This is a genomic window from Bradyrhizobium sp. 33ap4, from assembly GCF_032654765.1.
GTDB lineage: Bacteria > Pseudomonadota > Alphaproteobacteria > Rhizobiales > Xanthobacteraceae > Bradyrhizobium > Bradyrhizobium australafricanum.
Window position 1 is genome coordinate 1 of sequence record NZ_JAUMTJ010000083.1, and the last position, 14,214, is coordinate 14,214.

Consider the following 14,214-nt stretch of genomic DNA (forward strand, 5'->3'; position numbering starts at 1 on the left):
TGCACACATCAGGCTCCTGACCCGCAGACTCGCGGCTGCAGCTAAGGTTGGGTGATTTATGAGTCAGACTCTGAGGATGCGCCCGCGCGCCGGACAACGCCTCGATCGCGGCGTTGTGAAATCGAGCTGATGTGTGAAGAGGTCTAACTTTGATCAGGATTATGATCTTGATCAGCGCCCGGCTCTGCGCCATTGCGCGGACTTTCGTGAACGTTGACGCGGTCAACGCGCCATTCGGCGCCACCGTGATCATTATGGCAAAGTCGGCATTATGGACGAGTTTTTCATAGATCTCGTCGGAGAGCACATGGAGATGGGCGTGGCGGCGAAGCGCCCTGGCCAGCGCCATTAGCTCACTTCGGCTGTAAATTGCCACCGTCCGATTGCAGGGCGAGTTCAGCACTAACTATTTGGTACTTGATGGCTTCGTCCTGAGGAACGCAGCCCAAATCCAGCGGACTTTATCGTGCGTGACGAGAACCGATTTGCTGCCGGAAAATGGTACCATATTAGGATAGGAAATCGAGCACGAATTGTTTGGCTCCTCTTCCGACCAGATCACGCCGCAGTCTGGAATGACAGAACAGCAGCCGGTATTCGGCTCGGTGACCGGTCAGCTTCCGGACAGCTGGATCTGCAAGGCTAACGAAGTGGAGATATTTGGGGGCTGCGACTGAATTCAACGCAAACATCGTCAAACGGAGTTTTGAGATGGTTCGAATCCATGACACGCTCGACGCGGCAATATCAGCTTCCAGCAGTACATCAGGTCCCGCTCTGCGAGATAAAACGATAGACCAAGCGGCCTTTGACCAGCACCTCGACGAGATACCGCAGGAGCAGAACGAACAAGTCGATCGAGGTCCTTCCGATGTTGCTGTCTCGGCCGAGGTGGATCGCCGCGATGCGGTCGACCAGCAACCTCATTTGAAGCTTGTCGTCATTTCGAACCGCGTTGCGCCCTTTGATCCCAACAAACCTCAGACCGGCGGGCTTGCCGCGGCGCTCGAGCCGATCGTCCAACGCTCCGGCGCGGTCTGGATTGGGTCCTCGGAGAACCGGGGCGACGGGACCGAGCGGCCCCTGCCGCTGGTGAAGACCGGTGCAGGCGAGGTGGCCAGGCTCGAGCTGCCGGCCAAGGATTATCCTGGCTACTATCGAGGTTTTTCCAATTCGACATTGTGGCCGGCATTGCACTCCCTGCCGGGCCAAATGTCGGGCTCTGACGAAGATTATGAAAGCTATCGAAACATCAACGACTTTATTGCGCGTGCGGCCTTCGACGTCCGAGATCGGGACGCATTCTGGGTGCATGATTATCATTTGCTTCCGCTTGGGGCCGCCTTGCATGACCTTGGCATCGAGCGGCCAACCGGCTTTTTCCTCCATACGCCGTGGCCGGCGCCCGACATGATCGAGCGCGTACCCAATCATCGCGAACTGATGAAGTCGATGCTGAAGTACGATCTGCTTGGGTTTCAGACAAAACGGGACCTGAACAATTTCGTGGCCGGTCTGCGAACTGTTTTTGGGCTGGAGAGCAAGGATGGTGTCGTGACCACGGAGCGCAGCCAGACGCGACTGCAAAAGTTCCCAATCGGTATCGATCCCAAGCAGTTCGCCGAGTATCTTGCGGCAGATCTTTCTCCTGCAGAGCAAGAAAAAGTCTCGTCTCTGTTGCAAAACTTCGAGGGCGCCAAGTTCGCGATCGGCGTAGACCGGCTTGACTACACAAAAGGTATCGACAAACGGGTCGAAGGTTTAAGTCAGCTTCTAAGGACCGAGCCGCACAGCATCTCGCTGTTGCAGATCGCGCCGTCCTCACGCGCCGACGTCGAAGAGTATCAGAAATATAAAGACCACGTGGAGAACACGATCAATCACGTCAATAACGAGCATGGCACGGACGAGTGGAGACCGATTCACTACACGACTGACTCGTTCAGCCAGCCTGCACTCGCGCGTCTTTACCGGGCTGCCAAGATTGGGGTGGTGACACCGTTGCGCGACGGCATGAACCTGGTGGCGAAAGAATATGTTGCTGCGCAAGATCCGCAGGATCCCGGCGTGCTGGTTCTATCCAAGTTTGCCGGTGCGGCGGAAGATTTCAGGGAGAACGAGGCGCTGCTCGTGGATCCGAACCACCCTGAAGAGATCGCAGCCGCTATTTCGAAGGCCGCCAACATGCCGCTTGAGGAGCGTGTCGCGCGCTGGCGGTCGATGATGGATAAAATTGAATCTTTCACTATTCACGACTGGTCGGCGGACAACGTTCGAGAGCTCGACAAAAGCCGGCGCACCATTCCGGCTAATGAGTGCCTCCGTTTCGGTCTCGGCTGGACCAACGTGGCTCAAATGCCACCGTTCCGAAGGCATGCCGAGGCGCTGGCTACCTATAACGAGATCGATCCCGCGGATGCCGCCTTGAAGGAGGCCGCCTTTGAAGACGAGAACAAGGCCTATGAGGCCTTACACGCCTCACTGATACATACCCAGGACAGACTCTGGGAATTGCCGGCAGGCACAGCTTCGGTTAGTGGTCGTCCCGAACAACAGCCTGGTGCCGGGGAATATTGACCGGGCAGCGGAACAACACGGCGGATGACCGCTTCTAGCAGGATAGCGGCACAATATTGACCTGGCGTCTGAGACGTTTCTTGCGGGCCGCGGCCGCCCGCAAGATGAGCGGAAGGTCTCAGCATACGATGCGCAGTCAGCAAGTGGAGATTGCCATGCACACCGCCCTTTGCTTGATCGCGATCTGGCTGCTGATCAACGCGCTCTTCTTTGTCGCAATGACCTCCGTCAACAAATCTGCCCGCCGGCCAGCTCGGAAGAACGAACCTCGTATTTGGAGGTAAGCGTTACGATTGCGGGGCGGGGTCCGTCCCGGTGTTCCGTTCCTGGCTGGTGGGATCCGATAATCCTGCTGCTGCCGGACAGCTCAGGACCTACCGACAATGCGCTGTCTGTTTGGTAACCAATGTCGGCAAGCGGACATGGTCGTGCAGCTCTGAGCGGCTGAAACTTGCGGCTCTTGAGCCGGCACGCAGCTTGCAATGGATGGTCCACGAGGCGGTAGCGCGAGCCGAGCCATGTCATGCGTTGCGTACTTTCCACATCTCCTGCTTGACGCGCCGAGCCAGCGTGGTCCTAGACCTCAGCCGGAGCAAGTCCATGAACACATTAGTGCTCTCCGCAGCGCTGCTTTCGATTGCCTGCTTCACCTCAGCCGCGCTTTCACAGGAGCGAACGCCTATGGCAGCGCCTGATGATCCATTCCTCTGGCTTGAGGAGATCGAAGGTTCAGACGCATCGGCTTGGGCCCACGCCGAGAACGAGAAGACACTCGGCGTGCTCCAATCAGATCCCCGTTATCAACGTTTCTACGAGCAGGCGCTCACCATCTTGCAAGCCAAGGATCGAATTCCATACGTCTCGCTCGGACGGCGCGGGTTGGAGAATTTTTGGAGGGACGAGAAGCAGGTGCGCGGCATCTGGCGGCGCACCACGCTAGAGAGCTATCGTAGCCAAGATCCACAGTGGGAAACTATCCTCGACGTGGACGCCTTGGCTGTCGCCGAGAACAAGAATTGGGTCTTTCACGGTGGCAACTGCCTTCCGCCTGAAGAGCGGCTCTGCCTGATTAGTCTTTCCGATGGCGGCAAGGATGCCGCGTCCATACGCGAGTTCGACCGCGAGGCCAAGACCTTCGTTGCGGACGGCTTTTATCTTTCAGAGGGCAAGCAGAACGTCAGCTGGGTCGATCGTGACACCCTGCTTGTTGCACGGGACTGGGGCGAGGGCTCTTTGACGCAGGCCGGCTATCCCTTTGTGGTGAAGGAGCTCAAACGCGGACAGCCGCTCAGCGAGGCGCGTGAGATCTTTCGGGGCGCGCCCACCGATGTTCGGGCGGGGCCCTTGGTACTTCGTGACAGCGAAGGCCATGTCCATGCGACCGGAGCCATCCGCGCGATCGGGTTTTTCGAGCATGAGTACGTGCTCTTCCGCCCCGATGGGCTCGTCAAGCTCAATCTGCCGAAGAAGGCGGAGATCGCAGGCCTCGTGAACAATCGCCTGCTTGTGAAACTTGAAGAGGCGTGGACGCCGTCCGGTGATGTCAGCTTCAGTGCCGGCTCGCTGATTTCCTACGACCTGAGCGAATGGAAACAGGATCCGCTGCGCGCCAAAGCCTCGCTTGTCTTCCAGCCGGGGCCTCGTCAGGCCTTGAGGGGGCTAAGCTTTACAAAGAACCTGTTGATCCTGACGATCCTGGATAACGTTCAAAGCAGAGCGTTCGTTTACAAGTACGATCAAGGAGCCTGGTCGGCGACGCCGATCCCGCTGCCGGAACATACCAATGTCAGCGTGTCGGCCACCTCCGATGACGCGGACCAGGCGATGTTCGCCGTCTCAAGCTATCTCAAGCCAACGTCGGTCTGGTATTTTGATGCCAAAACTCAAAGGCTTGAGGAATTAAAGACGACCCCCACCGCTTTTGATGCGTCCAACCATGTCGTAGAGCAGTTCGAAGCGACTTCGCGTGACGGCACGTCAATTCCCTATTCTCTGGTGCGACCGAAGAACGCAAGGTTTGACGGCGCCACTCCGACACTTCTTTATGGCTATGGCGGGTTCCAGGCTTCGCTTCTGCCCTCCTATCTCGGACCCGTCGGACGGCTCTGGCTGGAGCAGGGCAATGCCTATGTCGTCGCAAATCTGCGTGGGGGCGGCGAGTTTGGCCCTCGATGGCATCAAGCAGCCCAAGGGGCAACGAAGCAGACGACGTGGGATGATTTCATCGCCGTTGCCGAGGACCTGATCCGCCGCAAGGTCACCAGCCCGTGGCGGCTCGGAGTGATAGGCGGCAGCCAGGGCGGGCTGCTCGTCGGCGCCGCAATCACCCAACGTCCCGAGCTCTTCAACGCGGCAATCATCCAGGTGCCGCTGTTTGACATGCTTCGATATACCAAATTGGGCGCAGGGGCCTCCTGGATCGGCGAGTACGGCGATCCCGCTTTTCCCGAGCAGCGCGCGTGGATCGAGGCCTACTCACCCTATCAGAAGCTGGTACCGGGCAAGACCTACCCCGCTCCTTTGATTCTCACCTCCACCAAGGACGATCGCGTGCATCCCGCGCACGGCCGCAAGGCTGCAGCAAAGCTCGCCGCGCTGGGCCAGTCGTACTTCTACTACGAGAACATCGATGGGGGACACAGCGCCGCGGCCAATTTCATCGAAGTGGCGCGCCGCCTGGCCCTTGAATACACCTATGCATCGAGGCGGCTTTGTTCTGAAAAACCGACTGAATTCATCCAGCTGGAATGGGACGCAATACACTGAACAGCCAATCGACGGGCAAGACGCTACGAATTTGAGGGGCAACCGAAGCAGTTCCCACGCGGCCATGGATCTTCGATCTCCCTCAACTTTCAGCTCGTCGTACAATATGGCTCGCCAGGTGCCTTGCCGGCGAGTGACGAAGTATTGCTGAGGCAGACTGGCTCATGAATTGCGATTTCCAAACTTCAAGCTCCGTTCCAGCTTCTGGACAAATCGTGCCTCAATGAACGGTGTATCTGATTGGATATCGAAGCGAGCTGTGCGTCGGGACGCAGATCCGACCGGGAGGGAGGCGTTGAGTCTCGGGCACAGGCCAATCTCGAAAGAGGTCTCAGTCGTGCGCGGCCCCGGCAGTCAGTGATCGCGGTTGGTGCTGGAGGAAATCGGAGCACACAGCAAGGCTGCACGACGGCTATCGAAGCTGGAGGCAGGAACGAAAGATGCGCAAGTTACCGATCCTGAAAAGCCTCCATCTGTTTGAGGCGGTCAGCGAATTTCCAAGCTTCTCAAGGGCGGCCGAGCGGCTCAACATGACGACCGGCGCGGTAAGCTATCAGATGCGCCTTCTTGAGCATTGGTTCGGCAGGAGACTATTCGTTCGCCATAGTTCGGGCGTGCGGCTGACATCCGACGGCGAACAGCTCAAGCGCAGCTGTGCGAGTGCGTTCACAATGCTCGAGAAAGGATGCTACGAGCTACGAAAGCGCCATCCAGGACATTCCGTGGTGATCGGGGGCTCAACCACGTTTTTGTCGCACGGCCTGTTGCCCCGTATCGGTCGGTTCCTCCAACTCTATCAGGACGTTGACCTTCTCTTTGAAACCGAAGTTGATCTTGACGCGCTCGCGGTTGGCGCGTTGGACGTATTGTTTCTCAGCGGCCGGCTGAAGTGGCGGCTTCCTATCCGCGAGGTGCACGCTTCAAATGAGATGATTGGCCCAGTCTGCGCGCCTGCCACGCTCCAGGCGATCAAGAACCCGAAAGATATCCGCTCTATCTCTTTGTTGCACGAGGCCGACAGGCTGGACGCCTGGAGCGAATGGGCCAGCGCAGCTGCAATATGCTTGCAGCGATCTCGCAAGGTCGTGTTCGATTCTTTTTCCTTGGCTATGGAGGCGGCAAAAAGTGGGCTGGGAGCCGCGATATCCTCGCAAATCCTGGTCAGAAGCAACCTTGAGAAAGGAGAGCTTGTCGCTCCATTTGGCTTCGTGCCGGTCAATCGCTCAATCTACATGTTCGTCAATGGGCACGCGCGAAATAACGCGGCTGTCAAACAGTTTGAGCGCTGGGCGCTGTCAGAAATAATGAGCCGGGACGATCAGCCATCGCCCTTCGAAGTCCCCAACTCGGCAGATCGAGCAAGCCGCTCACTCGAAGCGTCCGGATAGGCCCACACTGGCATCAAGTCGTTGACGGCCATCATGGGCCTACAAGGTGCGGACGGTTCCAGGGTAGGGCGCCGGAAATCCGTGGCGCGCGGCCAGAAGATGAAGGATTGCAAATGGTTCGTCGACATAGGCGCGGCCGTTCGCGACCTTCGCATTCTCTTCTAAAGAGCTTCCCTGCTCTAAAATGAGAACTGGCGCGGACTGATGATCCTGCCCAAGCCTCTCGATGAGCGCGGCTCGTGGCCTCGCCCAGGAAATCCGACGAACGTCGAGCCTCGCAGCGCAGCCTGGAAATGCGGACAGCAACCCTTCCAGCAGCAAGCAGTGCCAGCAATAGAATTGCTGTCCTGGCAGGGTCGGATCTGAAAACGGGCGCTCTAAAAGGAACAGCTGATCCCATGGCATGATGTAGACCCCTGATCTAGCGATCGCCAGGACATGAAGCTTGAGAGTCCTTCGATCTGACCACGGCGAAGGTCGCAACCGCAAATGCTAGAAGTGCGCTCCCCGCGCATAGGAGGATAACCATGCCCAAAGCAAGCCGATCACCCAAAACCGACAAAGCAATACCATTTCCCGCAACGCCGCTATAGGTGCAACACTGAAATAGCCCTGAAAGGCGACCGGCTCGGTCGGGAGCCACTGAAGAGACCATGTGCGCGTGAGCGGCGGCCGCAAATATTTGGCCAAAGCCAAGCATCGCGCTGCTGGACACGATTGTCATAGGCAGACCCGCATCGAGTGACATCATTGCAAGGCACGCCGCAAGCAGTACTGCGGCCCCCGCGATGGTTGGCAAGGCGCCCAACAGCTCGAAGATCGGCTTGACGGCTAGCGCGCCCAGCAAGGCAAAAACGCCGTTGCTCATGACGATCGTCAGTAGCACGTTCTTATCGAGAACCCCGTCAGCTGTGGCACGTATCGCGGGATAGACATTGATGATGCCGGCGCCGAGATTGAGCAGAAAGACAGCAAGGAATGCGGGATAGAGGGGTGCCAAGTCCAGGATGGTACCCGAAGGCCGCGCCTCAAGGACTGCTGGTGTCCTTCTGAACTGCTGCTTGATGCCAAGGAGCACGATCAAGGAGAAGATGATCGCCGATATGTTGAACGCCAAAACGCCAGGCAAGTGCAATTGATCGGACAGCATGGCACCTGCAAACATTCCCAAGAGGTAGGTCAGCCAGTCGATATTGGCAATGTTGCGCAGCACCGAGACATGCCGTCTTCCGACGTAATGCGACGGAAGAAGGAAACTTCCGCAGACAAGTAGACGGGCTGAACCAGGCTCAGGACGGCCATCGCGGCATAGCTCAGAAATGAATCGGCTTCGTCGGTAAAAAAGATGGCGAGCAGCGCGCATACGCGAACCGCATTGACGATCATCATGGCCGAGATCGGGTCGCCTCTGTCGACCAGCGGCGACAGGAAGAGGCTTCCCAGCATGATGGGCGCAAAAGTGACCGCAATACCTATACCCGCGGCGCTCACGCCGGATTGCAGAAGGCCGATCAGGATGCCGATTCGGAACGCCCAGCCGCCAATCTGGATGATCAAATGCGAGAGATAGACGAACTGCCGTGTGCTCGCCCCACTCATCGTTGACCCAGCTCATCGAGCATCGTCGAGTGGATATCCCTTGACGCAAAGCCGAAGATGAATGGCATTGGTCTAGTTCGGCGACATCGGTGCGATGAGACCACAAGGGGACGACGAACCCTCTCGCAATAGGGCGGCTTGGCAAAAGACATCTCACCCTCCTATCAACCTCCTCGCGGAGTTCGGTCATTGCCAGAAGATGCCGGCCGACGCGTTCCCCTTGCCGGTGAGCCTGACCTTCAGCGCCTGCCGCAACAACATTCGCTAGACCCCCGCCGAATCTTTGAGGTGCAGCACCCATTTCCTTAGCGATCCTGTCGCGCGCCGCTCGGCTTTGACGGCAAGGAATGCACATGAGCGGCAAGCTCATGACTGGGAGGAAGACGCGGAAGCTTGGTCCCGCCGCGAAGCCAGGTCAGCTTGCAGATTTGTCCGGATGTGCTCACGAGTGAGGAGGTAGTCCGGATCTCCCCCAATCTCGACGGCGACCGTGGCATGGTTCAGCGATAGATCCGTCCGGCCCTCGTTGAAGTACTCGATGGCGAGATTGTTGTGCGTGGGCGCATGCCAGGGGATTAAGGCCAAGGGCCCGAAGATAGTGCTCGATGCTCTCCTTCGCCTTGCAAAGCTCGGAATAGGCAAGGCCGAGGTTGCTCTGCAAATCGGGATTGTTAGGATTGATCTCGGCTGCCACCAGATAGGATTCCAGAGCAGCGTTCGGCCTATCTTTCCGCAGTAGGATGTTGCCCTTCTCGAAGTGAGCTCGCCATTCATTCGGCTTGATGACGAGTGTTCTGTCGAGATCGGCCAGGGCGCGCGCGGCATCTCCCATTCTGTTGCGAAGTGCGGCCCTGTTCAGATGAGCTTCGTAATAGGGTGGGCAAAGCTCGATGGCACGTGCATATGCCTCGAGAGCCTCAGCTTCTCGTCCAGATATTTTCGAAAGCAGGTTACCCAGGTCATTGTGATACTCTCCATAATAGGGATCGTAGGCAATTGCCTCACGCAACTGCTTCTCAGCCCGAGCAAGGTCGTCGACCAGTTCATAGACCTGGCTGGTGTTGTAGATCAGAATCGACTGGTGAAGCCTGAAGCGCTCGTCGCCATACACTTTGAGCATCTTGCCAAGGCCTTCCGCGCAAAGGGCGAGGGCTTCTTGATACTTTTCCTGCTTGGCCTTGATGTAGGCATAGGCGTTCTCTGCAAACACCTTGATGTAATCGTATTTGTCGTGGCTCTTGAAATCACGCTCGATAATTTCCAGATTTCGCACCGCATACTCCTCGGCCACCGTGAGGTTGACCGGCTGCTGATAGCGTCCATACGTCATTGATTGGGCGTAGAGAACCGTTGGCGTCTATCGGCTCTTCGGGAAGGTCTTGTAGAATTCATCCAGATAGGGAACCGACACCCGACCGCAGCCAAGCGAATACACCACAAAAGCCGCGTTGATGAAGGCGGCGTTCACCGGAGCATCTCCAGAGCCGTAGGTGCGAAGCGCAGGATCGGCGACAAGTTCCCCGAAGTAGCTAAACCAGAGATCATACAGGCCGATGCTTTGAAGGATCTGGCTCGGCTCTGCAAGTAGTTCCAGACGCTTGAATTTGTCCCGTATCGATAGCGCATGAAGCATCACGAGCGGCGCCTCGCCGGCCAAATAGCGATCCACGCAAGCGCGGTGCAACTGTTCGTGCAGATGATCTGCGGTCGCCTGCTCGAAGATTGCATAGTTTCGCTGCGCGATCAGATCTGGCGTGGTGCAATCGGATTCAATGTACGATTTGAGAAGGCTATGCCGTTCCCCGGTGTCGAGGCTGGCCAGATAGAGATCCACGGTCGCGGTCGGGTCGAGATAGCCGACGACTGGGAGTCCTGCTGCCGCGCATTTGCTCAAAGCCTCCGCAATCAACGGATTACCGCCGCTCGCCTCATAGATCTGCCGTCGTTTCTCGGCGGGTAGGTCTCGGTCAAGGATCGTGCCTAGCTCTTGCGAGCTATATCTGCCGAAATGAACTTCGCTGGCCTCCGGAAAATAGAGGCGTTGTTCGTAATCGATCAGGACAAACCGAAACAGCCGCGCATCGTCGTCCAGCCTGACGAGTAGTTTGATCAGATTCTTGGCCGAGCCGGACAGGGCCGCCGCCCGGTCGATGACGATGATGTGACGTTCGTGGAGCTGTTGGGCGCATTTGATCAGGAATTCGGCTAGTCCAACCAGAAGCTTGTTTTGATATTCATGATGATAAAACCGGGTACGCTCCTCCTTGCTCGAAGTATTGGTGAGATCCTTCGGTACGGTAAAGGCGTCGCTGTTGAGAAGAGGGAATAGCCGCTTCAAGGATTGTTGTGCCGCCTCAACCAGTTTTGGCTTATTCTCTTTGGCCCACCTCAGTTCGGCGTCGATGAGCGCTTGCAGCCCGGCAAGATAGCCGCCGGTCCGCCAGTCGCCGTCAGTGATAGAGAAGTTAGAATTGGAGCTTGCGAGTGCCGATTTGATCGTCGGCACCGGAGCCATGCCCGGTTCTACCTTCAAAATCGTAATCGGACTGAGCTCGACAGATGATGATATGGCTGGAAGCACGCGCTGCTGGATCAAATCGACCATTGTACTCTCCCGAACTGTCACAAAGGAGGGTGGTCGAAAGGACCACCCTCCAATGCCGCTATGCTCTGATCAGGTAGACGCATTCAAGGCATCATCGCACCAGCCTAGAGCGTACCCGTGTACGGAGTGGTGGTACGGATGGTGGTCTTGATCTCAGCGATCTTCTTTCTCATCACGTGTTCCTTTCCTTCTCTGGCACGCCAGACCCAAGCGAAAGCGCGGCCAGTCGTGCAGGGAAAGAATAGTGAATTGCTGCACCAATCCGCAGTGAGATTCCTTGTCAGTCGCTGTCAAAAAGATTGAACGCCCGGCTCGGATCGGCTGGGCTTGCCGACGCCAAGTTGCGCCCTTGTTTTCGAGATGCGTCCAGGTATCGCGATCTCGCTCAGCAGTCTTTGGCCAACTGGTTGCGGGACGTAAGATGACCCTCGCCGCAAGGAATAACGAGGATGGGCACCTTGTGCGCTCCTGCACAGGACCTCCTAGCGGCTGTTGATGATAGCCTTCGCGCTCTCTCCCAAAGGACCTGACCTGGCGCATCGACCCGTTGTGAGGCTGCTAGTCACGAATGACAGCGCGTTGCCTTGAGCTGGAGTTTCATCGGGTACCTTGCGCCCGCCTTCTTCGCAGAGGGAGCAAATTGGCTTGCCACGCCCATTTAGGAAGCTTTCCGGTGAGACAATGGCGCGGTTCAGATATGGCAGTCATTGGTCTGGGCCGTAGCTTGGGCCGGAGCCGGTCGGAATAGCGGCCTTTGATCCGAGCAGCCCTACCAGAATGCAGAGTTTCAGCGCGAGCCGGATTCTCACTAAGGTGCACGGGCGCTCTGATAACCGAGTTGACCTTCCGAAGGAGTTTGGCTGATCGCATGGCTCGCTCGCGCGATGCGATCAGTCGTTCTTGCCTTTAGCGTTCTGTCCAGCTGCGTGCCTTTGGTGCCATCGATCGCCAGGATTTGTACCCACCTCGCAAATGACGAGCGACATCGATGGTCAAGCAGATACCCGCGCTGACCGGTATCCGGTTTGTCGCGGCAGCAGCTGTGGCATTGTCTCACGGCGGCAGCCTGTTCCTGCAGGGACCCAGTCTCGGACTTGATATCAGCGTCGGGACACTCGGCCTGCTCGGGATGTCCATCTTCTTCACCCTAAGTGGTTTTGTCATTCAGTATAACTATGGCAGCTCGATTGTGGGCAGCCCGCGGAAAGCGATCCCGGACTTTCTCGTGGCGCGCTTAGCGCGAATCTATCCTCTGTTCGTTGTTCTGTTTCTGATCGAATTACTGACCGGACCGATGGTCTGGCCGTGGCTTCTCGGAACCAAGGCGCCGGCCCGAAGGATTCTCAACGCAGCTTGTCCCGTTTCAACTCGGGATGGTTCAAAGCTGGTTTTTCGCAAATGTCGCCGGTGTAGCGCCCATCTGGCAGTACGAAGAGGTCGGCATCGTCTCCTGGTCAGTGAGCACCGAATGGTTCTTCTATCTCGTTTTTCCGCTCGTTTGCCCTCTCCTTGCGCGGATCAGAACTGTGCCCGCCGCGATTGTTTGCGCCATTGGAGCCGTCGCAATCGAGCTTGGCATTGACCTTGCCGTGCTCATGCTGCAGGGCCGCATCAATCTGTTTGCGCTTCACGCCTATGGAACGGAGGCGGCTCTGCCGAACTGGAAGAACACGCTCATCCTCTGGATCGTCTACTTTTCGCCGTTTTCCAGGGTGTGGGAGTTCATTCTTGGCTGTTGCTTGGCAAAGCTTCATGAAGTGTGGTTGGCGCAGGATTTCAGGCCGTCTCGCGCTCTGCTCGACATCGCGGCAGTTGTTGGCGTCTGTGCGATTGGTTGGGTGTTCTGGTTTACCGCCCACAAGCCGCCATTTGGCGCTTCCATGAGCCTGTTCGATATTGCACGCAACAATATCGCCCTGGCGGCGCCGGTTGCGCTCATCCTTGTCGCGGCGGCTCAGCCCAGCAGCACTGCAGGACTTCTGTTGTCAGCAAGGTGGCTTGTCTTTCTGGGCGAGGCCAGCTTTGCCCTCTATCTTATACACATCATCATCTTCCGGCGTTTTCCGGTGGTGCGTTGGGAAACCGCGAGCCAACTGCTTGGCCACCTCGGTGCGCTCGCTCTTGCTTTCGCCCTGGCGACGTGCGCCGCGATCCTGCTGCATTTCGGCTTTGAGGTACCGGCCCGCAGGCGAATTCGCGGTGCCTATCAGGCAGCCTCGGCGGAACAGCGCAGACTCCTGGTGCGATTGGGAACCGTCGGCTTTGCCGCACTTGTCGGTGCGGCCGCCGCGTATGCACTGCGGGATGCGACCGGGAATGCCATCACGCAATCTGGTATTTCTGTTGTCTCCGGCACGTATGGCGGCAATTGCCGCTGGATGTCAGCGCGCGGCAACACCACGGATGCGCTTGCAGAAGCCTGTAATGGCAAGAGCGAGTGTAGGTTTCGTACAGGGGCGACACGGATTGCTGATCCTGCGCCGGGCTGCGCAAAGGAGTTTTCCGTCGCCTGGTTCTGCAAGGGAGATCGCAGCATTCGCTCCAGCTCGGCTCCGGAAGCGCATCCTACTTCGTCGGCTCTGCAACTATCATGTAACAAGGTGGCGCGCGATGATTAAGCCGCGGGCTGAACGCCCATCCGGATCCCGCTTCCCTGAAGCGAGGTTCTGCGACGTCAGGGTCTTGCTGTCGGCCGCCGTACGAAAGAGGTGTGTGTGCGTGTCGGCACTTTGGTCATCGGGCAAAAGGCTGAGGGCGTGACTTCCGCAGCGGACGAGCGTCTTTTTGCCGCCCATCTTGATGGCCGCGAGACTCTTCGCTAGATCACGAAGGTTCACTGATGGAGATGCCGCCGTGGCAATGGGTATTGTGAAGTGGTTCAATTCCAACAAAGGGTATGGCTTTATTCGGCCGGAGGACGGAAGTGCCGATGTCTTCGTGCACATCAGTGCCGTGGAAAAGGCCGGTTACACCACCCTCGAAGAGGGGGCTCGGGTCAGTTACGAGCTCAAGGCCGGGCGCTCGGGCAAGGCGTCAGCTGAGGATCTGCGGGTTGGCTGATTGACGTGCGCCTCCGGGCTGCCTTCTGCAACCTGTGATCTTGCCCTGTCCGGCGATGCCTCGTGTCTGGTGCGCCGGGCGGTCCTTTACGACCGTCGCTTCCAACTGAGGCTTTGCCGCAAGCCCCGTGGCAGGTTCAATCAAGGCACTGCTCGGCGCTGTCACGGCAGTTCCGGATTCTGCTCGCCTTGGTGCAGTGTGGACCTGACACAATATCCT

At 57.7% G+C, this 14,214-nt stretch carries 11 protein-coding genes and 1 pseudogene; 6 read left to right on the forward strand and 6 right to left on the reverse strand.

The features are described 5' to 3' along the window. On the reverse strand, positions 1–349 hold a 349-nt coding region (locus Q2M23_RS39170), incomplete at its 3' end, for an aminotransferase class I/II-fold pyridoxal phosphate-dependent enzyme (protein WP_410469822.1). Positions 350–711: 362 nt separating this feature from the next. Between Q2M23_RS39170 and Q2M23_RS39175 the strand changes: the two genes are divergently transcribed. The 3 genes from Q2M23_RS39175 to Q2M23_RS39185 all read left to right on the forward strand — a co-directional run bounded on the left by Q2M23_RS39175 (position 712) and on the right by Q2M23_RS39185 (position 6,731). Beyond that, a complete protein-coding gene (locus Q2M23_RS39175) occupies positions 712–2,577 on the forward strand; it encodes a trehalose-6-phosphate synthase (RefSeq protein ID WP_316398906.1) in 1,866 nt (621 codons plus the stop codon). 600 nt (positions 2,578–3,177) lie between these two features. Next, the gene (locus tag Q2M23_RS39180; RefSeq protein ID WP_316398907.1) at positions 3,178–5,343 is read left to right on the forward strand and encodes a prolyl oligopeptidase family serine peptidase; all 2,166 of its coding nucleotides are present in this window, start codon (positions 3,178–3,180) and stop codon (positions 5,341–5,343) included. A 440-nt stretch (positions 5,344–5,783) separates the two neighbouring features. After that, complete coding sequence (locus Q2M23_RS39185; protein WP_316398908.1) at positions 5,784–6,731, forward strand: LysR family transcriptional regulator; 948 nt, start codon at positions 5,784–5,786, stop codon at positions 6,729–6,731. A gap of 39 nt (positions 6,732–6,770) precedes the next feature. On the opposite strand, the gene Q2M23_RS39190 is transcribed toward Q2M23_RS39185, so the two are convergent. From Q2M23_RS39190 to Q2M23_RS39210, 5 genes are all read right to left on the reverse strand, one after another. Continuing rightward, positions 6,771–7,136 carry a DUF3088 domain-containing protein gene (locus tag Q2M23_RS39190; protein ID WP_316398909.1) on the reverse strand — a complete coding sequence of 122 codons (366 nt, stop codon included), beginning with the start codon at positions 7,134–7,136 and terminating at the stop codon, positions 6,771–6,773. Positions 7,137–7,152: 16 nt separating this feature from the next. Then, positions 7,153–7,944, reverse strand: coding sequence for a hypothetical protein (locus Q2M23_RS39195; RefSeq protein ID WP_316398910.1), 792 nt, complete (start codon positions 7,942–7,944; stop codon positions 7,153–7,155). Next, complete coding sequence (locus tag Q2M23_RS39200) at positions 7,911–8,330, reverse strand: hypothetical protein (protein ID WP_316398911.1); 420 nt, start codon at positions 8,328–8,330, stop codon at positions 7,911–7,913. The genes Q2M23_RS39195 and Q2M23_RS39200 overlap by 34 nt, the downstream gene beginning before the upstream one ends. Positions 8,331–8,772: 442 nt before the next feature. Next, entirely contained in the window at positions 8,773–9,660 is an 888-nt protein-coding gene (locus tag Q2M23_RS39205; RefSeq protein WP_316398912.1) for a tetratricopeptide repeat protein, read from the reverse strand. 27 nt (positions 9,661–9,687) lie between these two features. After that, positions 9,688–10,935 carry a hypothetical protein gene (locus tag Q2M23_RS39210; RefSeq protein WP_316398913.1) on the reverse strand — a complete coding sequence of 416 codons (1,248 nt, stop codon included), beginning with the start codon at positions 10,933–10,935 and terminating at the stop codon, positions 9,688–9,690. A gap of 988 nt (positions 10,936–11,923) precedes the next feature. On the opposite strand from Q2M23_RS39210, the pseudogene Q2M23_RS44230 reads away from it, so the two are divergent. The 3 genes and pseudogenes from Q2M23_RS44230 to Q2M23_RS39220 all read left to right on the forward strand — a co-directional run. Next, positions 11,924–12,190: pseudogene (locus Q2M23_RS44230) on the forward strand (acyltransferase family protein); the annotation flags it as partial. A 118-nt stretch (positions 12,191–12,308) separates the two neighbouring features. After that, positions 12,309–13,553: an acyltransferase family protein gene (locus Q2M23_RS39215; protein ID WP_316398914.1), complete on the forward strand. Its 1,245-nt coding sequence runs from the start codon at positions 12,309–12,311 to the stop codon at positions 13,551–13,553. Positions 13,554–13,788: 235 nt separating this feature from the next. Next, a complete protein-coding gene (locus Q2M23_RS39220; protein ID WP_057016816.1) occupies positions 13,789–13,995 on the forward strand; it encodes a cold-shock protein in 207 nt (68 codons plus the stop codon). Positions 13,996–14,214 lie beyond the last annotated feature (219 nt).